This is a genomic window from bacterium, assembly GCA_035945995.1.
Taxonomy (GTDB): Bacteria; Sysuimicrobiota; Sysuimicrobiia; order Sysuimicrobiales; family Segetimicrobiaceae; genus DASSJF01.
The window spans coordinates 66,530-92,694 of record DASYZR010000116.1 but is presented as its reverse complement, the minus strand read 5'-3'; the positions used below and the strand labels follow the sequence as shown (position 1 = coordinate 92,694).

Genomic DNA, 26,165 nt, shown 5'->3' with positions numbered 1-26,165 from the left:
GGCGCGCTCGTTTTGGCGGGTGCCGCAGCAGGCGGATGGCGACTTTGCGATCCCGTTTGGTGACCCGGCAGAACTCATCCAAGAGCCCACTCTTGTCCCGGCGTGAGGCCAGGCGATAACGCGCACGAAGAGATGCGGCGTATTCGCGCACACTGAGAGGACCCACGTTGCCTCCTGGGCGCCGGTGACCGGCATTTTGAGGCAACGGTTCGCTCTTCGGTGTCGATAATTTTGAGGCACTTCGGATTCTTGACATTCTTGACCTCCGCGAGTAACATTAGGACGATCCAGTCCTAGTACTGGATAATCCTAGGGCAAAGACGGTTTGGCGGCGGCTTGGCAGAGGAGACGATGAAGCGGGAGTGCAGCAACCGGGACAAGATCCTCGATGCGGCGGCGCGGCTGTTTCACCAGCGTGGGTTCCAGCCGACGTCGCTCGACGATATCGTGGCCTCGAGCGGGGTGTGCCGCAGTAACCTCTATTATCACTTCGCGAGCAAGGAAGAGCTCGGGCTCGCGGTCGTGGATTGGCTGGTGGCGCGGTTTGACTCCGACGTCATCGAAGGAACCCTGCGCGACGCGGAGCTGCCGGCCCGGCGGCGCCTCGAGCGCTTCTTTGCCGCGGTCCTAAACGGCCTCGAAGCCGACGCGTACCGGCGAGGATGTCCCTTCGGCAACCTTGCCGCGGAACTGGCCGGCGACCATCCGAAATTTCGGGAGCGGTTGAGCGGACTGTTCCGCCACTGGGAGGCGACGGTCGTGACGTGCCTCCGCGATGGCATCGGCCGCGGCGAGTTTCGGCCGGACCTCGATGTCGAACGTGTGGCGACCGCCTTGGTCAGCCAGGTGGAAGGCGCCGTGCTGCTCAGCAAGACGTACGGCCACGGCGGGCCGGTGCGGGCGGCGTGGGCGACTTTGGAACTTCTCGAGAGCAGGTGACAAACGTGGAACACGTACGGGAAACCGAGACAACGTCAACGGAGTCGGTCCGCACGGTCCTGCCGCAGGACCGCCGGCTCGGCAATCCGGCGCCGTCCATTCCGGACACGCGAATTTCTCCGGAGGCGGCGCTTCTCGAAGAGATGGTCAAGACGCATTTGGACGCGCTGTACCGGACGGCCCTGCGGCTGACGAGCCGGTCACAAGATGCGGAGGACCTGGTGCAGGAAACGTTCCTGCGGGCCTGGCGCTCGCTGCACACGTACCGCGACGGGACCAATCCGAAGGCGTGGCTGTTCCGCATCCTTCACAACGCGCATATCGACCGCTACCGCGCCACCACACGGACGGTGCCCACGGTCGACGAGATCGAGGGACAGGATCCGGCGTTTGTCGTGCACGAGTCGCCCGAGTCCCTCGTGACCGGCGGCGTGATGGAGGCCGAGGTCCGCGACGCCCTGGTGAATCTGCCCGATGTCTTTCGGGAGTGCGTGGTGCTCGCCGATTTGGAAGGGTTCAGCTATCAGGAAATCGCCGACACGCTGGGGATTCCCCGCGGGACGGTGATGAGCCGGCTCTTCCGCGGACGCCGCGCGATGCGCAAGGCGCTGGCCGAGTACGGCCGCACCCACGGGTACGCCCGGGCCAACTAACGACTTCGCGCGCCGGCGGCGCGGCGGGCGCCGGCGGCTACAACCAGGGATAGCGCGGCTCGCGGTACAGGCGCCCCAGATCGAGTCCGCCCGCGACCACTTGGCCGAGCAGGTCGACCAGATGACCGTGAAGGCGGGCCGGCACCGCGTCCGCGCCGGGATCGAGCAGGCCTGGCCCGTCGTTGTTCGCACCGGCGTCCGCGCAGCGGTCGTGCGCGCGGGCGTCGGTGTGGCGGTCGTGCAGTACCTCGGGCCGTCCGAGCAGAAGCGCCATCGCCGCTTCGATTCCGTACGCGCCCCAATTCGAAATCCCCGCCGCGACCAGCACCTCGGCCGCCACCTCCGGGACCACGGTGCCGGCGCACGGGCAGGCGCACCGGCGTGCGTGCGGGACGGTGCGGAGGATCGTCTCCCGGATCGGCGCACAGCCCAGCTCGTTTCCGCCGTCGGCCACCGCAATCGTGAGCACCCCCGCGGCCCGCGCGGCGGCGAATAACGGGTCGATTTTGCCGCAGTGCGCCGTGAGGCTCTTCCCGCCCGCCGAGTGGTAGTGCCGGTGCTCGTTGGCCCCGGGCCGCTCGACGGCGATCAGCGCCGCCGGCCGAAGCGTCTCCAAGACCTCGCGGGTCCGCTCTTCTGCCTCGGTCCACTCCAGCGGAAAGGGCAGCACGGCCGCGGTCGTAGGAAGGCCGAGCGCGTCGCCGAGCGGCCGCACGTAGAGGCCCGCCCCGCGGACGGCGGCCGCGCAGAGGTCGACGTTGACGGGATCGGTGACGATCACCGGCCGCGCGCCGCGCGCCAGGACCAGCGCGCGGGCGAGAGTGGCGGCGCCGACCGGGCCGTCCTGCTCGCCGATGAACCACGGGTACATCGGAAAGCCCGTCGCCAGGACAACGGGATCGCCGTGGCTCACACGGGACAGGAGCCGTGCCGCCGCCTCGAGACACAGCGGCCCGTCGTGGAGGGCGCGCGCCGCGGGGTAGAGCTCGTCGATGACCCCGCGCCCGGCCCCGTCCGCGGCAATCAGCCGGTCGATGCTCTCGCCGACCTTGCGCTGATCGGTCGTCGGTGTGATCACAGCCCCCCTAATAGCACGGGGTCCCGGATCGTTCCTCCCCGGCCGGCCCGGCCGCCGATCGTGTGACGGGCCTCGCCGCCGCCGGTGAAGGAGGCCGATCCCCAGCAGCAGAAGCCCGCGCAAAGCGTCGATGTCAGGCTCCAACGGAAGGCGGGTGACCATGAGATCAGTCCGCATCGCGCTTGCGCTGGCCACGGCCGTCGCCGTGCTCGGCGCGTGGACCGGCCCGGGCCGCGCGGCCCCGGCCGCCCCGGCGACCGTCACGATCGCCTATCAACCCGGGATCGGCTACGCGACGCTGCTGGTCATCAAGGCCCAGCACACGCTGGAGAAGCAATTCCCCGGGACGTCGTTCGCCTGGACGCTGCTGGCCAACGGGGCGACGATCCGCACCGGGATGATCGCGGGGCAAATCCAGTTCGGCGCGGGCGGCGTCGCACCGTTTCTCATCGGCTGGGACCGGGGGGCGGGGCTCCGGCTCGTCGCGGCGATGAACGAGATGAACCTCTGGCTCGTGACCCGCGACGCGTCGGTGCGCACCCTGCGCGATCTTAAACCGGGGATGAAGATCGGCATGCCGGGCGTCGATTCGATTCAGGCCATCGTGCTGCGCAAAGCGGCGCAGAAGGTGTTCGGCAATGCCGGCGCCCTGGACACCGACATCGTCTCGATCGAGCATCCCGTCGGCGTGCAGGCGCTGCTGAACGGGCAGTTGACCGCGCACCTGTCGTCGCCGCCGTTCCAGTTCGAGGAAGTCGCGGCGGGCGGCCGGATCATCCTCCGGAGCTACGACCTGTTCGGAGAGAGCACGTTCAACAGTGTGTTCACGACGGACAAGATCGCCGCGGCGTATCCTCAACTCGTCGACGGCATGGCCCGCGATCTTACGGAGGCGACGGCGTTCATCAACGCCCATCCCAAAGAGACGGCGGCGATTCTCTCGGCGGACGCGCACGGCCGGCCGGGGCCGGACGAGTTCCTGGCGTGGATGACCAGGCCCGGGGTGCGGTATGCGACGACGCCGCACGGGTTCATGACGTACGCGCAGTTCATGCACTCCATCGGTCTCCTGTCGAAGGTGCCGGGGTCGATGTGCGACATCGAGCTGCCCGTGCTCCGGTGCAGCGGGAGCTGAGCGCCGCATCCGTGGGGGCCCCGCCGGCGCCGGGTCCTGTCCCGCGCCTCGCCGCGCTGGACGTCGACATCGCGTACGGCGAGGCGCGCGTCGTCGAGGGCGCGAGCTTTGCCGTCGCGCGCGGCGAGAAACTGGTGATCATCGGGCCGTCGGGGTGCGGCAAGACGACGCTCCTCAAAGCGCTGGCGGGATTTCTCTTCCCGGCGCGCGGCGCAATCCTCCAGGACGGCCATCCGGTCACCGGCCCCGGACCGGACCGCGCCGTCGTGTTTCAGGACTTCGAGCAGCTCTTCCCGTGGCGCACCGTCCTCGGTAACGTGGTGTACGCGCTCGGGGTGGCGCGCGGGGTGCGGGGGGCCGCGGCAGTGGCGCGGGCGCGGCAGATGCTGGATCTCGTCAACATTGCCCAGGCCGCAGACCGCTATCCGCATCAGCTCTCCGGGGGGATGAAGCAGCGGACCGCCATCGCCCGCGCGCTTGCGCTGGAGCCCGAGGTGCTGCTCATGGACGAGCCGTTCGGCGCGCTCGACGAGATCACGCGCAGCCGGCTCCAGATCGAGCTCAACGAGATCTGGAAGCGGACGGGGGTCACCATCGTGCTCGTCACGCACTCGATCCAGGAAGCGGTGTTTCTCGGCCACCGGGTCCTCGTGATGTCGGGTGAGCGCGGCCGCGTGCGGGAAGTCGTGGATACCCGCGCCGCGGATGACTTGGGCAGCGCGGCGTTCAAGGACCTCTCCGACCACCTGCGGACGCTGCTCGTCGAACCGTCACGATCCGCCGCGCCGCTCGCGGCGGCGGGAGCGATCCATGGCCGTCCTCACGGGTGACGCCCGGCGGGCGGCGCCGCCCCGGGCGGCCGCATGGGGCCGGCTCCCGACGGGCCTCCGCTACGCCGTCATCATCGTCGGGCTGGTCGGTGTTTGGGAGACGTACGTGCAGGCGACGCGCATCTCCCCGCTGCTCGTGTCGTCTCCTCTCCAGGTGGCGGCGGCCGGGTGGCGGGCCGTGGCGAACGGCCAGATTCCGGCGGCGACGGCGAGCACCCTCCAGGAACTGCTCGCCGGCATCGCCGTCGGCGCGCTCGCCGGGTTCGCGTTTGCGTCGGCGGCCGTATTCTCGCAGATCGGCCACGACGTGCTGTCGGTGCTGATCGCCGTGATGAACCCGCTGCCGGCGATCGCGATTCTGCCGCTGGCGATGATCTGGTTCGGCATCACGCCGAAGGCAATCGTGTTCGTCGTGGCGCTCGCGACGGTGTGGCCCGTGGCGATCAACACCGACGCCGGGTTTCGGACCATCAGCCCCACGACCCGCATGGTGGCGCGCAACCTCGGGCTGCGGGGGGTGCCGCTCGTCACCGGCGTGCTGCTGCCGGCGGCGCTGCCGTACATTCTCGCCGGCCTGCAGACGGCCTGGGCGTTCGGCTGGCGGACCGTGGTGGCGGCGGAGCTCGTGTTCGGCGTGGCGGGGTCGACCGGCGGCCTCGGCTGGTACATCAACAACGCGCGGTACTATCTGTTTGTGCCGGACATCTTCGCCGGGTTGATCGTGATCTCGGTGCTCGGGATCGCCGTGGATTTTCTCTTCCGTCTCATTGAGGCGCGGACGGTGATCACGTGGGGCCTGAAGACCGTGCGGTAGAGCCGGGGAGGCGCCGATGAAACCCCCATCCACGCTCGTGAACGCCGACGTCCTGTTCGAAGACCTGGGCCGCCGCCTGTACGTCGAGGCGCAGATCGACATCCCGCCGGACGTGCGGGAGGCGCTGCGGGCCGCGGCCGAGCGCGAGTCGCTGCCCGGGCCGCGCGGGATTCTGACCACGATGCTGCGCGCGATCGATGTGTCCGACCGCAAGCAGACGCTCGTGTGTCAGGACACGGGGATCCCGATCTTCTGGATCACCATCGGCAGGGGGATCGCAATCGACGGCGCCGCGATGCTGGACGCGCTCCGGCGCGGGGTGGAGCGGGCGACCCGCGAGACGCCGCTGCGGTCGAGCATCGTCTCCGCGCTCGGCCGTACGAACCGCCAGACCAGCAGCGGCGAGGGCGTCCCGGTGTTCCACGTCGAGTTTTCCACCGCCATCGACCACATCGACATCGTGATGATGCCGAAGGGGTCCGGGTCGGAAAGCATGTCGTTTCTCAAGATGCTCCTGCCCGCGGACGGAGTGGGCGGCATCAAGAAGTTCATCCTCGAGACGTGCGTCGCGGCCGGCGGCCGGCCGTGTCCGCCGACCATCGTCGGCGTCGGGATCGGCGGTTCCTCCGACCTCTGCATGACGCTCGCCAAGAAGGCGACGCTGCGCCCGGTCGGCACGCGGCATCCCGACCCCGAGGTCGCCGCGCTCGAAGTCGAGATGCGGGACGCGATCAACAGCACCGGGATCGGCCCGATGGGGCTCGGGGGCGAGACGACGGTGCTGGACGTGCACGTCGAGACGGCCTGGACGCACATCACGCTCAACCCCGTGGCCGTCAACATGCAGTGCTGGCGCGGCGAGCGGCGTCGCGCGCGGGTCTACGGCGACGGCCGGGTGGAGATCGGGTACTAAAATGGACCACCGTCTGCGCCCTCCGTTGTCGGAAGAGGACGTGCGGCGCCTTCGCGCCGGCGACGCCGTGACGCTCGACGGCGTGGTCTGGGGCATTCGGGACGCCACGCTCATCCGGATCTTCGATCAGGGCCAGGCGCCGCCGGCAGATCTTCGCGGCGGCGTGCTGCTCCACGTGGCGCCCAACGTGCGACCGTCGGCCGCCGCGGCGAGCGGGTACGAGCCCACCACGGTCGGCACGACGACGAGCATGCGGATGGACCGGTTTACGCGCGGCCTGCTCCGCGACTATGGGGTCCGGGCGATTATCGGCAAGGGCGGCCTGTCCGACGACAGCAGCGCGGCGTTCCGGGAGTCCGGCGGGGCCTACTTCGCGATCGTCGGCGGCGCGGCGTCGGTGGAGACGGAGCAGGTCGAGGCCATCGAGCGCGTGTACTGGGAAGACCTCATGCCGGAGTGCCTGTGGCAGTTTCGGGTGCGGGGGTTCGGACCGCTCACCGTCGCGATGGACGCGCACGGCGCGAGTCTTTACCGGGACGTCGCCCAAACCGCGCAGGCACGGCTCGCCGAGATCTACACGAAGCTGGGGCTCACCCCGTGACGGGACCGCGTGCGGCGCAGACCGTGCCGTTGACCCTGGCGGCAGTGGATCGTCAGGGGTCACTGACCGACGCCTTCTGGCGTGCGGCGCAGACCGTGCCGGTGACCCTGGCGGCAGTGGATCGTCAGGGGTCACTGACCGACGCCTTCTGATGGAGACGCTGCAGTGTGACATTCTGATCATCGGCAGCGGCGGGGCGGGGTTGATGGCCGCTCTGCACGCGTACGACGTCAACCCGCGCCTCCGCATCGTCGTCGCCAGCAAGGGCCTGATCGGCAAAAGCGGCTGTACGCGCCTCGTGCAGGGCGGCTTCAACGCGGCGCTCGACCCACGCGACTCGCCCGAGCTGCACTTTCGGGACACCATCATCGGCGGACAGTTTCTGAACGACCAGGAGCTCGCGTGGGCGCTCGTATCCGACGCGCCGGAGATCATCCGGCGGCTCGAGACGAACATCGGGGTCTTCTTCGACCGCCGGGAGGACGGCCACATCCATCAGAAGGCGTTCGCCGGCCAATCGTTCGACCGGACGGTGCATCGGGGCGACCTCACCGGGATCGAGATCGTGAGCCGCCTCCACGACCAGCTCTTCGCGCGGGATATCCGGTGCCTCGACGAAACGCGCGCCGTGGATCTCCTCCACGACCGCCCCGGCGGACGGATCACCGGCGCCCTCCTGCTGCGGCACGCCACGGGTGAGTTTCTGCTCGTCCGCTCGCGGGTCGCAGTACTCGCCACGGGCGGCGGGCCCCGCATGTACACGTTTTCGGCGCCGTCCCTCGAAAAGACCGGGGACGGCTACGCGATGGCGTACCGCGCCGGCTGCGATCTCATGGACATGGAGATGATGCAGTTTCACCCGACGGGGCTCCTCGCCGGGGCGTCCCGGCTCTCCGGCATGGTGCTCGAAGAAGGGCTGCGCGGGGCGGGAGCGCATCTCCTCAACGCGCAGGGCGAGCGGTTCATGGCGCGGTACGACCCGGCGCGCATGGAGCGCGCGACGCGCGACGTGGTGGCCCGGGCGAGTTATCTCGAGATCATGGCCGGGCGGGGAACGCCGTCCGGGGGCGTACTGCTCGACGCCTCGCACCTCGGGCCGGACTTCGTGCTCCGCCATTTTCCGGGCATGGCCCGCCGCTGCGCGGAGGTGGGCTACGATCTCGCGCGGGGGCCGGTGGAGGTCACGCCGACGGCGCATTTCCACATGGGCGGCGTGCGCATCGACCCCGCGTGCCGCACCGCGATGCCCGGACTGCTGGTGGCCGGGGAGGACGCCGGGGGGGTGCACGGCGCCAACCGCCTCGGCGGCAACGGTGTGGCCGAATCGTGCGTCTTCGGCCGGCGGGCGGGCCTGACGGCGGCCGAAGAGTGCACCGCGCTCCCCGAGGCGGCGCCGGATGCCGGCGAGGCCGCGGAGGCCTGCCGGCGCGCGACCGCGCCGCTCGGCCGCGCGCCGGCGGAGAACCCCTTTGCGATCCGCGACGCGCTCCAGCAGACGATGTGGGAACATGTCGGCCTGGTCCGCGACGACGCGGGGCTCCGCCGTGCGTTGGATGCGATCGGTGTGCTCGAGGAACGGGTTGCGTCCGCGGGGGCCCCGGGCGGACCGCGCGCCAATCTCGCGTGGCAGCAGGTCCTGGACGTGCGGAACCTGCTCGCGGCCGCCCGGTTGACCGCGACGGCCGCGAGGTACCGCCGGGAGAGCCGCGGGTCGCACGCGCGGCGCGATTTCCCGGACCGCGATGATGCGCACTGGCTCGCGAACGTGTTTCAGTCGGCGGGCCGCGACCCGTGGACCGAGCCGGTCCGTCTCGCGCGTCTTGCGCCCCGGGACGCGAACGAGGTCCCGCAGGGACTCGCGCCCGCGTGATCGTGCGCGTCAGGCGGTTCGACCCCGCGGCGGACCGCCGGCCCCGCTGGCAGTCCTACACGGTCGACGCGCGGCCGATGATGAGCGTCCTCGACGCGCTGTTTTGGATTCTCGAGCAACTGGATTCCACGCTGGCGTTCCGGTACTCGTGCCGTGCCGGCATGTGCGGGTCGTGCGCGATGGTCGTGAACGGCCGCGAAGGGCTGGCCTGTGGCCTGCGCCTCGAACATCTGCGGCCGCCCGTGAGCGTCGAGCCCCTGCGGTCGCTCCCCGTCGTCAAAGATCTGCTCGTCGACCTCCGCCCGTTCTTCGACAAGTACCGCGCGGTGGATCCCTTCTATGTCGGCGAGACGACGTCGCTGCTCGGCCCGGCCGCGGACCCGGCCGTCATCCCCCCGGGCGGCGCCGCGCGGGAGGTGGTGGACCGGCAGATCGACTGCATCTCGTGCGGCGCGTGCTACTCGGCGTGTCCGGTGGCGGCGATCGTTCCCGAGTTTCTCGGTCCCGCGGCCCTCAATCGCGCCTACGCGGTCAGCGCCGACACACGCGACAAGGCCGGCGCCGAACGGCTGCGCCTCGTTGCTTCCGACGGCGGCATTTTCGCATGCCACAGCGTCGGCAACTGCGTGACCGTCTGTCCGGTCGGCGTCAACCCCCTGCTGTCGATTCAACTGCTGCGAAAGGGCGCCGTCCATCGATAGGGCGGCGGCCGGAGGGGCAGGGGGTAGGCCTGGGGCGGGCCGGCAGGCGTTCGCCTGGTACTACCTCCGGGTGACCGGTGTCCTCATGGTTGCCTTCGTGCTCATCCACCTCTTTCTGATGCACTACGCCACGGCCCCGTCGGCGACGGGCGCCGCGTTCGTCGGCGGACGCTGGCGCGGCGCCGGCTGGCGGGCGTTCGACTGGACCCTGCTGGTCCTCGCGCTGACGCACGGCGTCGTCGGCGTGCAGGGGATGCTGCGCGAGGTGATCCGGCGGCCCGCCGTCCGAGCGGCCCTCGACGTGACGGCCGCGGCCATCGCGGTCGGATTCGCGGGTGTCGGGACCGTGGCGGTGATGGCGGCCCCGCTCTCCCATCACGGCGGGATTGCCCCGGAATATGCCTGGATCCCCTCGGTCCTCGTCGGCGGGCTCGTGGTCATCGCCACGGCGACATACCTGGCCGTTGCGTCGGCCGGCATGGGGATTGGTCTCAGAGTGGCCCGCCGTGAGCCGATCGGCCGGTGGCACTATCCGGGGCAGTGGGCTTTTGCCCTCAATCGGGCCGCGGGCGCGGGGATTCTCGGGTTCCTCCTCGTCCACGTGCTCGACGTCGCGCTCTTTCCGCTGGCTCCCGATCTGTACGATCAGACCGTGAGGGCCTACAGCATGCCGTATCTGATTCCGATGGAGGTTGGGCTGGTCGCGGCGGTCCTATACCATGCGCTCGACGGCCTGCGCCTCATCGCGCTCGAGATCCTCGACCGGCGGGCGACGGCGGCCGGGGGCCCGTCGTTCGTGGCCGTCCTCGCGCTCACAGTTGGCCTGTCTCTGCCCGCGTTGGCGGTGCTGTTGGGATGGCGCCGCTAAGCGGATCGGGCGCACGAAGCGCCGGCGCGCACCGAGCGGTCTGGTGGGCCGGGTTCCTTGGCGTCGCCCTAACCCTCGGTCTTGCCCCCGCGCACCACGCATCCGAGGCGCAGGGGATGTCGGGCTCCGGCGGCGTCGTCGCCCTGCTGGACGTCGCCGCCGCTGCCGCCGGGCAGAGCGCCTTCGGCTCGGGCTTCTTCATCGGCTCCGACGGCACGGTATTGACCAATGCCCACGTCGTGCTTGGGTTCTTGCGCGATCCGGGTCGCTACCGGCTGATCGCCCTATGGAACGGCGAGTGGTTCTCAGCGTCGGTGACGTGCGCGTCTGCGCTTCCCGCCTATCAGACGCTCGATGACACTCAACCGGTCCACCCACGCAGGGATATCGCGGAGGTGCGCCTCGGTCCGGCCCCGGCCGGCCAGGTCGTCCAGGTGCAGGGGCGGCAGTGGCGCCCTCACACCGGGCCGCTGCCGGCGTTTCCCGCGCTCGCGTTCGCCGGCCGCGATCCCGTCGCCGGACAGCAGGTTGAGACCCTGGGGTATACTTTCAGCGTGGGCCCTCCAACACTCATGACGCAGCCCGGCCGGGTCCTCAGCCTCTTCAAGGCCTCCGACGGGACGCCCATCGTCGCCCTGCGCTACGCAACCCCGGCGCAACAAGGAGAGTCGGGAGCGCCGATACTCGACACCTCCGGATACGTCGTGGGCATGCAGACATGGAAGTCTGCGTCCAAGCCCCACGATGGCGCGGGCATCGCCCAAAGCGCGCTCAAGACCCCGTGTCAATGAACCTTTTCCGGCGTGAGCCCATACTCGCCAGATCTCCGCGGGCGCGGATGAGGGTCCATGTCACACCACCTTTCGCTCACTCGCTTCGCATAGCTAAACGTCCGGTCCCAGTGCGCGATGAAATGAGAGATGGGTGTCTCCGACAAGTCAAGTCGGCCGGATCTCGTACCGATTGTTCCGGGGCCCCGCGTAGGCGCAGACGCCCATGCGGGGCGAATTCACGACAGGCAACAGAGCTGCGTCATCTTCGTCGTGCGCCTCGACAATTTATGCTCGGGCATGCGTCTTGCAGAAGAACGGATCTGCGAGTTCATCGGTACACCAGGTGCAGATCTCGGTGGCGGGCGCGCTGCAAGCGGCACAGTGCCACGCGGCAGGCTCGTTGCGCGCCAGCAGACGTAGCGGCCGGTGGCCGATCTGCCCTTCACGCTCGCTTGCCACCTTGAGTCTCAGCCTCGTCGTCGATCCGAAATCGTAGTCGTAATGGAACGCGAGGTCCGTCGGCGTCACGTCGCTAAGTCGTGCGTTCATGCTGCGGGGCCGCGGACCGCCAAGGAAATCCCCCCCATCCGCCGCGCTCTGATACCGTACAGGGGGTTCCCGGGTGCCTCGACCCGCAGCCGGAAGAGTTGGGCCGGCGCGGCCCCGGCTGCGTCATGAGCGGGGACACAGACCGCCAAATGCCAGGCCATGGCCGCCTTGGCTGCCGGAGAATAGACGGGCCGCAGGTTACCAGAATTGTTTCCTCGAACTTCGCGACATGAATAGGATAACGAACGTCGACTCATGGCACGGGCATATTCGATTTGCCGCTCTGAACTGGACGTGTGAGATCCTATGCCATTCCGCTTCAAGGAGCTAGAACTACCCGGCCCGATTCTCGTTGAAGCCGCGGCTTTTGAGGACCCTCGAGGCGTCTTTGTGGAAACCTACAAGCGATCCGAGTTCGAGGCCGCGGGCATCCACGAGGTTTTCGTCCAGGACAATTACTCGCATTCGGTGTACAGGGTGCTGCGTGGTCTGCACTATCAGAAGCACCCGATGGCTCAAGGAAAGTTGGTCGGCGTGGTTCACGGAAAGATCTTCGACGTCGCCGTCGACGTTCGCTCGGATTCGCCTACCTACAAGCGGTGGGTCGGCGTCGTCTTAAGCGGCCACGACTATCGCATGCTGTACGTCCCGGAAGGCTTCGCGCACGGATTCTGCGTGTTGAGTGACGTGGCCGACGTCGTATACAAGGTGACGGCCGAGTATTCGCCTGAGCTGGAAACGGGCGTCCGCTGGAACGATCCGCTGGTCGATATCCGCTGGCCAATCGCGGACCCAATTCTGTCGGCTAAGGACGCCGCGCTCCCTTTTCTTCGAGACCCCGGCCACCGGCCGAGGCTCGGAGGTCCCCGGTGACAACGGTCCTGGTGACCGGCGGGTGCGGATTTATCGGCAGTCATTTCGTCCGCCTCCTGCTCGAACGGACGGGATGGAGAATAGTCAACGTCGACAATCTGACCTACGCCGGGGATCTCGAACGCGTCGCCACGTCAGGCCGGGATGAGCGGTACCGTTTCGTCAAGGGAGATATTGCCGATCGCGCGGGCCTCCAGACGCTCTGCGCAGAGGAACGCCCGTGGGCGGTGGTCAACTTCGCGGCGGAATCGCACGTGGACCGCAGCATACTCGACGCGGCCCCCTTCCTTCACGCAAACGTTCTTGGAGTCCAATCACTCCTCGAGGTGGCGAGGGAGTATTCAGTCGAGCGGTTTGTGCAAATCTCGACCGACGAGGTCTACGGGGACCTGGCCGAGGGCGTTCGTGCGTCCGAGGACAGCCCGCTCCGCCCAAGCAGTCCGTACGCCGCGAGCAAGGCCGCCGCGGATCTGTTGTGCTTAGCCTATCGGCGCACGTACGGCCTTCCGATTCTCATTACGCGCAGCTCGAACAATTACGGGCCCTGGCAGTTTCCAGAAAAACTGATCCCTCTGTTGATCCGAAACGCCCTTGCCGGCGAGACCCTGCCGCTCTACGGCGACGGCATGCAGCAACGCGATTGGTTGTACGTTGCGGACAACAGCGAAGCGATCCTGGCGGTGCTGGACCGCGGTAAGGTCGGGGCCATCTACAATGTGGCCGCCGGCCGCGAACGGACAAACGTGGAGGTCGCGCAGGCGCTGCGCCAAACGCTGGCCGAAGCCGCCGGGAGTGCGCTCGGAAGCGGGGTCCCGGATATTTGCTTCACGCCCGACCGGCCGGGTCACGATCGACGGTACGCGATCGACGCGGGGAGGATTCGCCGCGAGCTGGCGTGGGCTCCGCGTGTCAGTTTCGAAGAAGGCATGGTCCGCACTGTGGGGTGGTATTTGGAGCATCGCGACTGGGTCGAGCGGGTTTGCTCGGGCGCCTACATGGACTACCACGCGGACGTCTACGGCAGGCACTGGACACACGGGGTGCCGTGAGGGTCGCGATCATCGGCGCGAACGGCCAGCTGGGGAGCGAGCTTCCCCGTGCCCTGACTCAGTGGGATGTCCATCCACTTACTCGCCCGGCGTGCGACTTGCGTGATTTTGCGTCCGTTCGAGCGCTGCTGGCCGGCATTCGCCCCACCGCGGTCATCAACACGGCCGCGATCACCCGTGTCGACGACTGCGAATCTGACACCCAAACCGCCTTTGATGTCAACGCCCGTGCGGTGCTGAATCTCGCGCGCGTATGCGCGGACCTCGACGCCGCGCTCGTGTACCTGAGCACCGACTATGTGTTTGACGGGGAGCAGCGCTCTCCATACAGTGAACGCGACGCGCCCAATCCGCTGAGCGTGTATGGGGTCTCCAAACTTGCCGGAGAATACTTCGTCCGGAACGTCTGCGCCCGGCATCTGATCATCCGCACATCTGGACTGTACGGCGCCGCCGGTTCTCGGGGAAAAGGCGGTAATTTTGTCGAGACGATGCTGCGGCTTGCCGCGGGAAACCAGGCCATTCGCGTCGTTGACGATCAAGTGCTGGCGCCGACGTATGCGAGAGATGTTGCGCACCTCATCCGAGTCTTGTTAGAGCGGGAGGCCGGTGGGATATTTCATGTCACGAACACCGGAGCGTGTTCATGGTACGAGTTTGCCGGCAAGATCTTTGACCTTCTGGGGCTGGAGCCCGATTTCGACTCGACGACCACGGCGGCCTTTGGCGCCGCCGCCCGCCGGCCGGCGTATTCAGTGCTCGCTCACCACGGGCTCGAGCGGTGCGGCATCGACGACCTGCGACCCTGGTCCGACGCTTTGAAAGCGTATCTCGTCGAAACGGGGCGGTTACAGTAGAACCTCGGCGTCGTCGCCGATCATGAGCCTGAGGCTCTGATGATCTCGAGACAGACGCCGGACCACCGCGTTTCGGCCGATGACGCTGTCTTCCATGCGGCCGACCCCCTCAACCCGTACAGCATCAAGCAATACGCAATGTTCCAGCGCTGAATTACTGACGGTGCACCCTTGTCCGACGCTCGTGTAGGGGCCGATGAAGGTGTCTTCGATCAGGGCCCCGGCGCCGATCGAACTTGGCCCCCGTACGCGGCTTCGCCGGATCTGGGCGCCGGTCTCCACGATGACGCGTCCGGTCACGACGCTCTCGGCGTCCACCTCGCCGTCGATTTGCCGAACCGTCCACTCGTCCAGCACCACTCGATTCGCTTCCAGGAGATCATCCTTTTTGCCGGCATCGAGCCACCAGCCGTCCAACGTGAAGCTGCGCACGGATCGTCCGGTATCCAGCAGGCGTTGAATGGCGTCTGTGATTTCCAGCTCTCCCCTGCGGGACGGCGTGATCGCGGCGATCGCCTGGTGAATGGCGGGTCCGAACACGTAGATTCCTACGAGGGCGAGATGGCTCGGGGGTTCTGTGGGTTTCTCAATCAGACGCACAACGCGGCCATTCGAATCCACCGCCGCGACCCCGAACATGCGGGCATCGGGCACCTCCTTCAGCAAGATGAGCGCATCCGAATCGCCGGCCCGAAAGGCCTCGACAAAGGCCTGAATCCCGCCGCCGATCAGGTTGTCTCCGAGGTACATCACAAAGGGATCGTTCCCGAGGAACTCCCTGGAAATCAAGACGGCGTGAGCGAGCCCCTTGGGCTGGTCTTGCACGATGTATGTAAGGGGAACGTCTGGCGAGAGTTTGGACAGGGCGTCTCTGACCTGCTGACCGGTTTCCGGGGACACAACCACGGCGACGTCACGGATACCCACGTCGCGAATATGCCGCATGACGTAATACAGGATCGGCTTATTGGCTACCGGAATGAGTTGCTTCGCGATCGTATGCGTGAGTGGGCGCAGCCTGGTCCCTCTCCCTCCCGAGAGCACCAGGGCCTTCAACGCCGCATCGCACCGTGAACCGATTCTTGCACGCGAGCCATCCCCTGCCGCGAACAGCGAATAGTGTTGCCTTCCTGCGGTACGCAATATTATTCGTGGGCCGCAAATAGCCCTGCGGTGAGGGTTTATCCCACGGGGCCGCTCGTCGACAGCCAATCCGGGCGACGTTGCCAGGGCCGCCACACGCCCAACGTGTGCTCCAATTCGTGAATTGACTTCGCGCCGCGTGCTCTCAAGAGTTCTTGCACGCGCTCAAGTTCGGGCAAAGCCGCGTATTGACCGGCTATGGGATTGACGTGGCGCATTGTAACGAGATCAACAATGCCCAGTCGCGCGCCGGTCTTGATCAGATCCATCCAAAGAAGTTCCAGCCCCCATCCCATGGCGTACCCGTCGGGGAATGGGAAGAACCGGTCGAACCAAGACCGATGCACGGCGAAGATGGGGCCATTCTCGACGAACGTGGTGAGATGCGCGACAGAGAACGGCACGACGAGATTGATGTTGTGTCCTCGGTAGCTCAACGGGCTGTGAGCAGGCTGAGCCACAGAAAGGCCGGCCTCCTCGGCGGTGTGCAGAAACACCCGAAGCGACCCGCGCTCGAGCTTCACGTCATCGTCTGCGACAACGACCCATTCGAAATCAGACCAATTTCCTGAACCGAGCAGGGAATTGAGCAGTGGAAACTTGGCCCCCGTGCCCGACCCGACCGAGAAGGCGGCGAGCGAGGGATGTATTTCGTCCAAAGCCCACAAACGAATCTCCCATCCACGGTCTTGCGCTTCACGGATGAGCGGGAGAATAATGAGGGCATTCTTGTTGCGGTATATTGCGAGCAGCAAAACTGAACGGGGGGATAACGGGAGGCCCTCTCGCCGTAAGCGGGAGCTCAGCACCAGTCGAGAGGCGAATTGCATGATCAGCAAAGCGAGTTGCCTGAGACGTGTCCGCAATCGAATGACGTGCCGAACGTTCTGGATCATTCCTCGCGGCCCGGCTTGGTTCACGAAACACATACTATCAGATATCGTTACCGGATCGGAGCGATGTGGGCGCGTCCGATTGAATCAAGCCTCCCGTCTTTTCAACAGGGCCCGGACAAGGATCTGGTACTCTTCCTGTCGGAAGCCCCATCGCCATATCGACACGCAGGCTACGGCCAAGAAGGTTCCCCCAAGACCTATCAGCACCCCGGCCGGGGAGAGCTGGTCATGAAGTGCCGTCCGCAGGATCGCAAGCACGATGCCGGTTGCCACCGTCACGCCCAGGGCGGGGCTCAAAAGCTCCCGCATGTATCGCCCCCAATCCGGGACATAAAGCCTTATCATGGCCCAGTAGATAAGGGTAGTGTCGAGGATGACGCGGAAGAACCACGCCCACGCCGCGCCGGTGACACCCCAGAACCGCACGCACGCGAACGTGAGCGGAACGTGGATGACCAACTCCGCCACATGGAACCTAGCCGTGAGGTCCGGGCGTCCAGACGCCTGGAGCAACGCAGAGGGACTCCAGGCCGCGGCGTTGACCAACGTGGCCACAGCCAAAATCTGAAGCGCAGCGGTGCTCTCTCTAGCGAACTCGGGACCAATCCAGAACTGAAGGAACTCCCTTCCAAATACGATGAAGAAGACGACTGGTACGATGAGCAAGAGCATGACGTAGCGAGACGCGCGCATGTTAATATCCGTGCTGGTATTTTCGCGGCCGGTCCCGTGAAGACTGCTAAATAAGGGGAACAGGGCTGAACTGAAGGCACCGGAAAAAACTGAGAGTCTGGTCACCAAGTTGGATGGCGCCGTGTAGTACGTCAACGCACTCATAGAGATTTGATTGGCTAAGACGAGCTTCTCAAACTGGACTAGAATGGGTCCGACAATCCTTGAGACGGCAACGAAGCTCCCAAAGCGCGCGAGCCGGCGAAACGAGGCAAAACTCCAAATGGGTGGACTCCATCTCGGCAGCAATACTCGAGCAACCAAGGTGTTCATCCCCAACGATAGGCCGGCAACGATCACATTGCCGATTACGACTTCCCGGACCGAATACCCGAAGGCCAACAGGACGACTGTCAGCAGAGTCTGCGCGGTCCCGACGGCAACACCGACCCGGTTCACGATGTCGAACCGCTGAAGCGCCTGAGGAACCGAAGCCGGGACGTTGTTGACCATCCCGACGAGAAAGCCAATGGCGCTCAAATGGAAGACGCTGACGGCGGCCCCCTGTAACTCAGACGGGATGCGCAACCACCGATAAACGCACAGGGGCGTGATGAGCACGAGGGTCAGCGCCGCGATACTCCCTAGAACCAGGTAGACTGCCAAGGAGGTCCAAAGGATGCGGTTGACTTCGTCCCACTCTTCGCGGGTGGCATGTTCGGCGACATACTTGGTCGTGGCGCTGCCCAGGCCTAGGTCCATGAACCACAAGTAGCTGGTCACAAGACCGGCCGTCATCAGTAATCCGTAGGCGTCCGTCCCCAGCCTGTGGACGATGTAGGGCACGGTGAAAAAAGCCAAACACAGGCTCCACGCCTGCCCCCCGAAGTTCCACATCACGTTCCGTACGAGACGAATGGCGGGTGACGTCCGCGACGCGGTTCCAGTCATTTGTCTTGCACGCTTCTAGAAACGTGTGCGAAAGCGGTGATCCGCATGTCCCAGCACCGTTCGTCCGCGGGACATGCTGCTCCTGTCATAGTCTTTGTGCATCCTCGTTCTTGACCTTGGCCTGCGCTCAGCGAACTTGCGGTGCCTGGCGAGCGATGGCCTGTTTTGCGGCCAAGCGCAGCGGTGTTCAACCTGATGGGCGAGGGACGTGGTGGGCCGTGCAGGACTCGAACCTGCAACCTTGGGATTAAGAGTCCCCTGCACTGCCAGTTGTGCTAACGGCCCGGCGCCATTTTAACAGAGCAGTCCGAAGATTGGGAAGAGGCCGGCGCCGTTTGACGCGCTCCCGCGGCCGGCCGTAGAATCGAAACGGTCGATCGCGGGCGTGGCGGAATCCGGCAGACGCACCAGGCTTAGGACCTGGTGGGCCGCAAGGCTCGTGGGGGTTCAAATCCCTCCGCCCGCACCACCTAAATCTGCGTTAGCCCTTAGTATCCTCGTGTTGTAGGAAGATACGCATTCGGCGTCATCGCCGCGGCCTTCTTCGTCTGCCTGCCGCTCGTGCTGCTCCTGCGGCACGGGCGGGGGCAGGCGCAGGCGGAGGAACCGGCCGCGACCGGCTGCCATGGTTCATCCCAGCAACGGCGACCCTTGACTGCTATCGATTTCCACTGCTCGGCGGACCCGAGGATGGCGAACGACCTCCGGCCAGCCCTCATAGGTCCACGCCGGGGCCCGCATAAACCGTGGATCATTCCACCGGATGTCGTCGAATAACACGACCGCGCCTTGCCGCAACGCAGGCTCAATCGCGGAGAAGTTTGCAATCTTCTCTTCCTTCCGAGCGCGGAGGAGATTGGAAATGAGGCGCCTCCGCTACCCCCAACGAGTCGAGCCGCCTGGGAACATCGCGTGATCGGTTGACCCCATGTAAACAGCGCCAAGTCTTTTTCACGTTTTTGCGCCATTCAACATCATCCCTGGGGGAGGGGACACCGGACAAAGGCCGCGAAGGCTATACGTTACCAAGAAGTGCCCACAATAATGGACTGGTGGCCATTTCGCTCATAACCGGGGTGGGGGGCCTTAGGCGTGGGCAATGGGTACCGTGGCCTACACGGGCAAATCCGAGACCACGGGCACTCGGGCACGGGGATGGCGTTCGCCCCGCGAGCGTCGGCGCTGGGCTCGGCCACTCACCGCGCCAATTGTGTCCAGTGGCGGAGCGCTGCGGATGTCGGTGCAAAGAGTTTCTATGGATGGCGACCATCCGTTCCATACGGACGAGCCGATCGGCGATGGCACTTCCAATAGCGTCCCGCGTTCTGCACTTGAGTCTTCAACCTGCTACGGCGTCTGGATTGGAAGGCTTACCGTACGCGCACGGCCTCCCGGCATCGTACGGGCCATATCTGTGTCCGAACGTCGGTATCTGTCTCAGAATGACGGCCCTGCCCAGATTGGTGCGCCGCCGTCCCTTCGAACTCCCCGACCATGATCTCGGCGCCATAAGCGTATTGCGCAGCTCGGTCGCGTCCCGGCCAACTCGTCCTTACGATTGAGACGGATCTAATCTCGGCGTACGGTGCGCCCTGAAACCACAGCCGGCTCAATGAGCGCCGCGGGTTGACGGAGAGCCTGCTGGTATGATGCGGCGACTAATAACTGGAGGCTCATCCGAGAAATCCCAGTTTCAGACTGAAGGCGCCAAAGCCGCGGGCCAGCAGGACTGGGTTTGGCTGACTGTGCTCTGGGCGATCGTAACGGCTTACAATCTGTTCAAGCCCTACCACATCGACGATACCGCCTATCTCGAAATCGTCCGCTGGATCGGATCCCATCCGCTTCATCCGATGAGGGGGCTTCTCAACTGGAACGGCACCGACGAGCCGATCTCCACGATTAATCAGCCGCACCTGTACTTCTACACGCTCGCCCTGTGGGGAGGAGTGTTCGGCTACAGCGAGGTGGCAATGCACGCGCTGCAGTCGTTGTGGGCCCTCGCCTGCATCCTCCTATACCGTCGTTTGGCGCGCATGTTCGTCGGACCGGTTGCACCATGGGCGACGGCGACGCTCGTGCTCGGACCGGCGTTTATCGTCGAGCAGAACCTGATGGTCGACGTGCCGCTACTCGCGACGTGGCTCGCCTTCTTCAATCCGCTGATGTGCGACGTTGGCAGCCCATACCAGAACCGGCGCTATGGACTCGCGGCGCTCGCCTGCTCCGCGGCCCTGCTCATCAAATACAGCAGCCTCACCCTCCTTGTCATCCTATGCCTGTCCCTCTTGCTCGAACGGCGTAAGGCGCAGGCCTGGACGGCGCTCATCCCGCTGGTGGTCCTTGGGGCTTGGTCTCTATTCAACTTCCTGGATTACGGGGACGTGCACATCGCGACGCGCCTTCACGGGGTAAGCCACGGTCGGCTGTGGCTGCCGAGGGAAGCAGTGGCTTGGGTGCTCGCCGTCGGTGCACTCACACCGCTCGGCCTCATCGCCGCGGTCCAGAGTCGGCAGAACCCGATCAGAGCGGAGAGCGTGATCTACGGCGGCGTCTCCCTGGGCTTCGCGGCGACGGTTCTGTTGGTCGCCGCGGGGGGACTGTCGGACTGGTGGTCGGACAGACTGCTCTGGCTGATTTTCGCCGCAAATGGCGCGTTGGTGTATCTGGCCTTGGTCCCCGACGCCCTGAGTCTCCCTTTCAGCCGACTGTGGCGATTGGAGGCCGCGCGTGCCTTCGCGCCCACGATCTACCTGCTGTTATGGGTACTCGGCACGACCGCCTTCTACGTCGTGTTCGCGCCCTTCATCGCCGCTCGGCACGTACTCTTGATCCTACCTGCAGTGACGCTCCTCCTCCTCGCACGTTGGGACGGACAATTCACCCGCGGATCCAGAATCTTCGGCTTGGCCATTACGCTGATCGTCTCGGCCGGACTCTGCTTGTCCGACTGGCGCTTTGCCGAGTTCTATAAATTGGAGAGCGCCAAGTTGGCGCAATCACCTTCAACAACGGGTACTGTCTGGGTCAGTGGCCACTGGGGATGGCAATGGTACGCGACGCGGAACGGCTTTCGCGAGGTTGACGTCCGGTCCTCGCATTTGCGGCCGGGCGACTACTTTGTTGTCGCGAACGAAGTCAATCACCAGCGTCTGAAGGCGCCGCCGCCTATGCGCCTGGTGCGCACCGATACACAGGACGACTCGTTGCTAGATCTCTTCTGCACCGGCCGAAGTGTCCGTTTCTACGCGTCGGACTACCATGTCGCTCCCTGGTCGCTCAGCCGGAACTGCCTCAATCACGTGTCCGTGTTTCGAATTGACGGCGGTAAGTGACACCCTCCACGAACCAAGATAGGCGTGTGCCGGAGGCACCTACGGATATCCTCGCGTTGTCCCTGCCGCTTACGGCACGAGCACGGACTCGAACCCCGCTTTATGGAGGTTTGCGGCGAGGCGTTCCGCAGTCTCCCGATCGAAATAGCCGCCCACCCAGACCTGGTACACGTCACCTTCGGCCGACGTCGCGGAGTACCCAAGCGATTGCAGTCGCTGAACGAGGGCTTGGGCGTCTTCTCGAGCCTTGAAAACTCCCACCTGGACGTGAAATCGTGGACTCTGCCCGGCGGCTTGTTGGATGGCCCCTACCGCTGCCGCGGTGTCCGGCGCGGGGATGACTAAGAACGATGACGATGGTGCGGTCTCCGGCGCAGCGGTCCCCACTTCGGATGATGCGGTGGTGCCAGGTGCTCCTGGGACGGTCACCTGATGCGGGGGATTCGCCGGGGACGCTGCAAGGGGTGGGGACGCAGGCGGCCGAGACCCATGCAGGGGCGTGGCGGCGAACGGGGAGGCCGGAGGGCTCGTGGCGGTGGGTGAAGGTTTCGGCGCGACGAACGGGGAGGCCGGAGGACTGGTGACAGCACGTTGAGGTGTCCACGCAACGGCCGGCCGGAGGGGCTGGGCACCGTGTCTAACGAGCAAGGGTCCGATTACGAGCCCCATTCCAATCACGAGCCCTATCACAAAGGTGAGGGCGTACACACGCAGCATTGCGGGCGATCGGATTAGGTTTTCTCGGTCCACATTGGCCACGGCGATTCGTCCCCCGTTTTGGTTGACCCCATAACCCTGGAAAAGGGGATCACGAAGAGTCCGATCCCCCAAAGGGATGGCGGAGGCCCCCAGAGATCCCGGTGAAACCACCATTGAACTTCTGTGAAACTTCCTCCTTCCGAATGTCTGTGCGTCGAAATCCAGTACGCCCTAACGCGTTAGCAGTGAACCTACAGGAGCAGCGAGCGGAAAGGCGACAACAAGGGCCGTTCCTTCGCGGCCCCCGGACGATCCTATTCGGCCCGCGGCATTTCCGGTATGACGAGTTCGAAGCGCATCTCTACCGGAGGTAGGCACTGGCTGGTACTGCACGCTTGGTAGCGAAGGGCGGCGCGCACGATCTGCGTCCCCGAGTCGGGGGCGAACGCAAAGGTGACCGGTGCCGTCCCGCGGATCGTGCCCTCGTGGACGAGGAACCGCTCTTCCAAGCCTTCAAGCCGGAAGGGCCGTGGCTCCGGCCAAGCGGTCGTCCCCACCTCCAGCCCCGAGACCGGCGTGATCTCCAGACTCAGCGCGGTGTAACCCTCGGGCACCGGCGCCGCGTACACGTGCCAGCCGGGCTCGATCGTGAGCACGGCGGCGAGTTGAAGTCGCTGATACGGCCGGTAGGCAGGGGACTCAAAGGAGAGCCGCGCCCGAACAACGCCGCCCGGAGCGGTCGTTTCCACGCCGCGCTCCGTGGCCGGGATGCCCAGAACCGCGTCCACGAGGCCCGCGCCCGTGTCCCGGATCCGGTAATTCTTGTGGAAACGCTTCGTGACGACCACACCGTCTCGGTCGACCAGGAAGACGCCCGGGTACGCCACCCCCCGCTGATCATCTCGCGTGACAATGCCGAACTCAGCGTGGTGCCGCTCCAAGTCTTCATCGAGCATCCCGAGCCGGCGGATTGTCGCGCTGCCCGCATCGGAGAGGAGCGGGTACGTAATCCCGTGCCTCGCGGCGAACGCGTTGAGCACGTCGACGGGATCATAGCTCACGGCAAAGAGCGCAACGCCCTGTTCTTGGAGCCTTTCGGCGACTGTTTGCAGCTCAACGAGCTGCGTCTTGCAGTAGGGTCACCAGCGGGCGCTGCGATAAAAGACAATCAGGGCGGGGCGGCCGGCCCGCGCCTCGTGCACGTCAACGACCGCGCCGGTCTGATCCGGGAGGCGGATCTCCGGAAATGGCTGGCCGATCTCCGGCCCCCTGCGACGGTGTTCTTCCGGCATGTCGTCGAGTACCTGCGCGGCTGCCGCCATCTCATCGCCTCCTCGGCGTGCATTGAACGGACCCACCGGACGGCGCCAAGGCCACCGGGCGTTCCCTTGGCCTATAACGGTGACCATACCGGTCTCATGCCCGAAGCCGGTGAGACCATGCGTCGATCGTCTCCGCGTCTGCCCGTGCCGTTACCCTTAGCGACTAGGGTTCGCCGCGAACGGCCCGGATCGTCCCGTCAAAGTGCCTCCTCGCGAACGCCGCGGCGTCGGCGAGGGCGAACACGGTACCGCGAAGCTCGGGATGAGCCACTCTCCAACCCGTGGCATGGTCGCGGCGGCAGAAAAACTGGATGTGCGGACAGCGCGTCAGCACCGCCGGCCCCGGGGCGCAGCGATCCTTGTCGGGGTAGAAGATCACGGGCGCCGCGGGCCGGGACTCGAGGATTCGGTGACCCCGCATGGTCACCGTCACGGAGCCGCCGCAGAGACCGCACGCTGACAGGACCTCCGCCGGCTCGTCCGTCATCGGCGGCACGGCCAGAGCGTCGAGGGCGCAATTGGCGTACGCCGTTGCGCCGGCAGTCATCACGCGGTGCGGGGTGGGCACGAAGGAGAAGGGGTAGGCGGCGACCACGGCCCCGTCGCGAAGGTAAATCGCCCCCGTCTCGTGGAGCGTGAGGAGTGCCGCTTCGACGCGCGCCGGAGAACCCCCCGTCGCGGCGACCAGCAACTCGAGCGTCGCCGCCCGGGCGTCCAGCGCGTGGCGCAGGATCACGGTCCGCACGAGGTCATCGTAACTCGTCATACAGATCCCTCCCGGCCGTCGGCCCGTGATTGACGATAACCGGAAAATCTGTTGATAATCAAGCCGTGCAGTCAGCCCATCGTCACCGTACCGTCTCGTCGCCGGGTCCCGCCCTCGCCGCCCGGGCGCGGTACTTTCGTGTGCTCGGGGATCGAACCCGGCTGCACCTGCTGGAGATCCTGCTCAGCGGGGCGCGCACGGTCGCCGAGCTCGCGGCGGTCGTCCGCGCACCCCGCAGCCGCATCTCCAACCATCTGGCCTGCTTGAAGTGGTGCCGGTTTGTCACGGCGGACCGGCAGGGACGGCATGTCGTCTATCGTGTGGCCGACCACCGCGCCGGAACGCTCATCGACGCCGCGAGAAGCCTCACCGCCGGGCGACGCGACCATCTTGCCCGGTGCCGGCGTATCGGGCCGGCCTGGATTTGACCTGATGCTTCAGGGGGGCGTGCGTGATGGCCAAGTCCGTGACGGTTTTCGATCAGCCGGGTTGAATCTTCTGTCGCAGGGTGGAGGAGTTCCTCACCCAACACGGGATTCCGTTCCAGGCGAGAAACGTCGCCGAGGATCCGGCGGCGATGGATGAGTTGGAGGGTTTGCCCGAGACACGATGATGCGGGATTCGAACGCGGCGGGCGACGGCGAAGTGTAGTACAATCTACCGGGCCGGGGCACGGCGCCGTCACGCTTTGGGACCGGTGGACCTCGATGTCCGCGGGGCCGGAAATCCTCGTCCGTACCGCCTGGCTCCTGGGTGTTGCGCGCGCCCGTAGCTCAGATGGATAGAGCGGCTGCCTTCGAAGCAGTAGGTCGGGGGTTCGAATCCCTCCGGGCGCGCCACACTTCCAAGCAAACGCACGCTCTTGGGCATGCGGAGGCGGGTACCGTGGCGGCCGGCAGATGCACAATTTGCGGAAATCAGGAAGGCAACCGGCTTCATACGGCAAGAGAAATGATGTTCGGATTTCGGGATGAATTTGATTACCTTGAATGCGGGAATTGCGGATGCCTGCAAATTACTGATGTCCCGGAGAATCTCTCGAAGTATTACCCGCCGAACTATTACTCTTTTCAAGATCCGAAGCCGCGACTGCTGCGCGAACCGGGTCGAGTTCGTCGCGTTCTAAGGCGTCAGTTGACGGGTTACGTTCTTCATCGTAGACGTCTCATTGGGAGGTTGGCGCTCCGGATCAGACCAGATTGGGAAACCGGACCAGAGTGGACTTGGCTTCGAGTGGCGGGCGTGGGGCTCAACTCTCGGATACTTGATGTGGGATGCGGCTCCGGTCAGCTGCTGCTGAACCTTCGGCGACTCGGTTTCTCTGATCTCACCGGGATTGACCCCTTCATCGGTACTGATGCGGTTCATCAGCATGTCACGATTCTGAAGCGCGAGTTGGCAGAAGTCGAAGGGACATTCGACTTGGTAATGTTGCACCATTCCCTTGAGCACATGCCGAATCACGCCGACGTCTTTACCGAACTCTCCCGTATTCTCGATCCAAAGGGATGCGTGCTGATTCGAATCCCTGTATCCGGTACAGCCGCGTGGAGACGTTACGGGGTGGATTGGGTCCAGCTCGACGCTCCCCGCCACCTAATTTTGCACTCGGTGAAAAGCCTGCGGATCTTAGCGGCGAAAGCGGGGTTTGAAATTGGAAAAATCGCATTCGATTCTACAGCGTTCCAATTTGTCGGAAGCGAACAGTATATGAAAGATATTCCCCTCATGGACAAGCGGTCTTACACCGTCAATCCAACTGCTTCGATCTTTTCAGCGGACGACATCAAGAGTTTCGAGGCACAAGCATCCATCTTAAACGACCATGCTGATGGAGATGCAGCAACCTTTTGGTTGCGAAAGAGGCACTGAACCTAG

At 65.5% G+C, this 26,165-nt stretch carries 25 protein-coding genes, 3 tRNA genes and 1 pseudogene; 19 read left to right on the top strand and 10 right to left on the bottom strand.

Features of this window, described 5'->3' with window-relative positions:
* The first annotated feature begins 351 nt into the window (after positions 1–351).
* Together VGZ23_13665 and VGZ23_13660 are read left to right on the top strand one after the other, a co-directional pair.
* The gene (locus VGZ23_13665) at positions 352–939 is read left to right on the top strand and encodes a TetR family transcriptional regulator C-terminal domain-containing protein (protein ID HEV2358634.1); all 588 of its coding nucleotides are present in this window, start codon (positions 352–354) and stop codon (positions 937–939) included.
* 5 nt (positions 940–944) lie between these two features.
* Positions 945–1,592 (top strand): sigma-70 family RNA polymerase sigma factor, encoded by a 648-nt coding sequence (locus VGZ23_13660; GenBank protein ID HEV2358633.1) that lies wholly within the window; start codon positions 945–947, stop codon positions 1,590–1,592.
* Positions 1,593–1,629: 37 nt separating this feature from the next.
* On the opposite strand, the gene VGZ23_13655 is transcribed toward VGZ23_13660, so the two are convergent.
* On the bottom strand, positions 1,630–2,670 hold the full coding sequence (locus VGZ23_13655) for a glutamate cyclase domain-containing protein (GenBank protein HEV2358632.1): 1,041 nt from the start codon (positions 2,668–2,670) through the stop codon (positions 1,630–1,632).
* Between the two features lie 160 nt (positions 2,671–2,830).
* Between VGZ23_13655 and VGZ23_13650 the strand changes: the two genes are divergently transcribed.
* The 9 genes from VGZ23_13650 (at position 2,831) to VGZ23_13610 (ending at position 11,193) form a co-directional block, all read left to right on the top strand.
* Positions 2,831–3,805, top strand: coding sequence for an ABC transporter substrate-binding protein (locus tag VGZ23_13650; GenBank protein HEV2358631.1), 975 nt, complete (start codon positions 2,831–2,833; stop codon positions 3,803–3,805).
* Between the two features lie 11 nt (positions 3,806–3,816).
* The gene (locus tag VGZ23_13645; protein ID HEV2358630.1) at positions 3,817–4,635 is read left to right on the top strand and encodes an ABC transporter ATP-binding protein; all 819 of its coding nucleotides are present in this window, start codon (positions 3,817–3,819) and stop codon (positions 4,633–4,635) included.
* A complete protein-coding gene (locus tag VGZ23_13640; protein ID HEV2358629.1) occupies positions 4,616–5,449 on the top strand; it encodes an ABC transporter permease in 834 nt (277 codons plus the stop codon). The genes VGZ23_13645 and VGZ23_13640 overlap by 20 nt, the downstream gene beginning before the upstream one ends.
* Positions 5,450–5,465: 16 nt before the next feature.
* Entirely contained in the window at positions 5,466–6,362 is an 897-nt protein-coding gene (locus VGZ23_13635) for a fumarate hydratase (protein ID HEV2358628.1), read from the top strand.
* Position 6,363: 1 nt separating this feature from the next.
* Positions 6,364–6,963: a fumarate hydratase C-terminal domain-containing protein gene (locus VGZ23_13630; protein ID HEV2358627.1), complete on the top strand. Its 600-nt coding sequence runs from the start codon at positions 6,364–6,366 to the stop codon at positions 6,961–6,963.
* Between the two features lie 151 nt (positions 6,964–7,114).
* Positions 7,115–8,833: an FAD-dependent oxidoreductase gene (locus tag VGZ23_13625; GenBank protein HEV2358626.1), complete on the top strand. Its 1,719-nt coding sequence runs from the start codon at positions 7,115–7,117 to the stop codon at positions 8,831–8,833.
* Positions 8,830–9,534 (top strand): succinate dehydrogenase iron-sulfur subunit, encoded by a 705-nt coding sequence (sdhB, locus tag VGZ23_13620; protein ID HEV2358625.1) that lies wholly within the window; start codon positions 8,830–8,832, stop codon positions 9,532–9,534. Before VGZ23_13625 ends, sdhB begins: the two co-directional genes overlap by 4 nt.
* Positions 9,535–9,619: 85 nt before the next feature.
* A complete protein-coding gene (locus VGZ23_13615) occupies positions 9,620–10,402 on the top strand; it encodes a hypothetical protein (protein ID HEV2358624.1) in 783 nt (260 codons plus the stop codon).
* The gene (locus VGZ23_13610; GenBank protein HEV2358623.1) at positions 10,390–11,193 is read left to right on the top strand and encodes a serine protease; all 804 of its coding nucleotides are present in this window, start codon (positions 10,390–10,392) and stop codon (positions 11,191–11,193) included. The genes VGZ23_13615 and VGZ23_13610 overlap by 13 nt, the downstream gene beginning before the upstream one ends.
* A 267-nt stretch (positions 11,194–11,460) precedes the next feature.
* On the opposite strand, the gene VGZ23_13605 is transcribed toward VGZ23_13610, so the two are convergent.
* Positions 11,461–11,703, bottom strand: coding sequence for a hypothetical protein (locus VGZ23_13605; GenBank protein ID HEV2358622.1), 243 nt, complete (start codon positions 11,701–11,703; stop codon positions 11,461–11,463).
* Positions 11,704–12,030: 327 nt separating this feature from the next.
* Between VGZ23_13605 and rfbC the strand changes: the two genes are divergently transcribed.
* Genes rfbC through rfbD form a run of 3 tightly spaced genes read left to right on the top strand, consistent with a single transcriptional unit; the run spans position 12,031 to position 14,503 of the window.
* Entirely contained in the window at positions 12,031–12,597 is a 567-nt protein-coding gene (gene rfbC, locus VGZ23_13600) for a dTDP-4-dehydrorhamnose 3,5-epimerase (GenBank protein ID HEV2358621.1), read from the top strand.
* Positions 12,594–13,646, top strand: a complete 1,053-nt coding sequence (gene rfbB / locus VGZ23_13595; protein HEV2358620.1) for a dTDP-glucose 4,6-dehydratase — start codon at positions 12,594–12,596, stop codon at positions 13,644–13,646. Before rfbC ends, rfbB begins: the two co-directional genes overlap by 4 nt.
* Complete coding sequence (gene rfbD, locus VGZ23_13590; protein ID HEV2358619.1) at positions 13,643–14,503, top strand: dTDP-4-dehydrorhamnose reductase; 861 nt, start codon at positions 13,643–13,645, stop codon at positions 14,501–14,503. Before rfbB ends, rfbD begins: the two co-directional genes overlap by 4 nt.
* Here the strand turns inward: rfbD and VGZ23_13585 are convergent.
* From VGZ23_13585 to VGZ23_13570, 4 genes are all read right to left on the bottom strand, one after another.
* On the bottom strand, positions 14,495–15,559 hold the full coding sequence (locus VGZ23_13585) for a glucose-1-phosphate thymidylyltransferase (GenBank protein HEV2358618.1): 1,065 nt from the start codon (positions 15,557–15,559) through the stop codon (positions 14,495–14,497). The genes rfbD and VGZ23_13585 overlap by 9 nt on opposite strands.
* 125 nt (positions 15,560–15,684) lie before the next feature.
* Positions 15,685–16,542 (bottom strand): hypothetical protein, encoded by an 858-nt coding sequence (locus VGZ23_13580; GenBank protein ID HEV2358617.1) that lies wholly within the window; start codon positions 16,540–16,542, stop codon positions 15,685–15,687.
* 84 nt (positions 16,543–16,626) lie between these two features.
* Positions 16,627–18,165 carry a flippase gene (locus VGZ23_13575; protein ID HEV2358616.1) on the bottom strand — a complete coding sequence of 513 codons (1,539 nt, stop codon included), beginning with the start codon at positions 18,163–18,165 and terminating at the stop codon, positions 16,627–16,629.
* Positions 18,166–18,374: 209 nt separating this feature from the next.
* Positions 18,375–18,450 (bottom strand) — tRNA-Lys (locus tag VGZ23_13570).
* Between the two features lie 94 nt (positions 18,451–18,544).
* Here VGZ23_13570 and VGZ23_13565 point away from each other — a divergent pair.
* Together VGZ23_13565 and VGZ23_13560 are read left to right on the top strand one after the other, a co-directional pair.
* Positions 18,545–18,634, top strand: a tRNA-Leu gene (locus VGZ23_13565).
* A gap of 1,177 nt (positions 18,635–19,811) precedes the next feature.
* Complete coding sequence (locus VGZ23_13560) at positions 19,812–21,500, top strand: hypothetical protein (GenBank protein HEV2358615.1); 1,689 nt, start codon at positions 19,812–19,814, stop codon at positions 21,498–21,500.
* Positions 21,501–22,513: 1,013 nt separating this feature from the next.
* Here the strand turns inward: VGZ23_13560 and VGZ23_13555 are convergent.
* The 4 genes and pseudogenes from VGZ23_13555 to VGZ23_13540 all read right to left on the bottom strand — a co-directional run bounded on the left by VGZ23_13555 (position 22,514) and on the right by VGZ23_13540 (position 24,287).
* Positions 22,514–22,948, bottom strand: coding sequence for a protein-disulfide reductase DsbD domain-containing protein (locus VGZ23_13555; GenBank protein HEV2358614.1), 435 nt, complete (start codon positions 22,946–22,948; stop codon positions 22,514–22,516).
* 87 nt (positions 22,949–23,035) lie between these two features.
* Positions 23,036–23,326: pseudogene (locus VGZ23_13550) on the bottom strand (redoxin domain-containing protein).
* A 12-nt stretch (positions 23,327–23,338) separates the two neighbouring features.
* Positions 23,339–23,521, bottom strand: coding sequence for a hypothetical protein (locus tag VGZ23_13545; protein ID HEV2358613.1), 183 nt, complete (start codon positions 23,519–23,521; stop codon positions 23,339–23,341).
* 163 nt (positions 23,522–23,684) lie between these two features.
* Entirely contained in the window at positions 23,685–24,287 is a 603-nt protein-coding gene (locus tag VGZ23_13540) for an alkylmercury lyase family protein (GenBank protein HEV2358612.1), read from the bottom strand.
* Between the two features lie 65 nt (positions 24,288–24,352).
* Here VGZ23_13540 and VGZ23_13535 point away from each other — a divergent pair, with 65 nt between their 5' ends.
* The 3 genes from VGZ23_13535 to VGZ23_13525 all read left to right on the top strand — a co-directional run bounded on the left by VGZ23_13535 (position 24,353) and on the right by VGZ23_13525 (position 26,159).
* Positions 24,353–24,715 carry a metalloregulator ArsR/SmtB family transcription factor gene (locus VGZ23_13535; protein ID HEV2358611.1) on the top strand — a complete coding sequence of 121 codons (363 nt, stop codon included), beginning with the start codon at positions 24,353–24,355 and terminating at the stop codon, positions 24,713–24,715.
* Positions 24,716–25,049: 334 nt separating this feature from the next.
* Positions 25,050–25,126 (top strand) — tRNA-Arg (locus tag VGZ23_13530).
* A gap of 46 nt (positions 25,127–25,172) precedes the next feature.
* Positions 25,173–26,159: a class I SAM-dependent methyltransferase gene (locus VGZ23_13525; GenBank protein ID HEV2358610.1), complete on the top strand. Its 987-nt coding sequence runs from the start codon at positions 25,173–25,175 to the stop codon at positions 26,157–26,159.
* Positions 26,160–26,165: the final 6 nt, after the last annotated feature.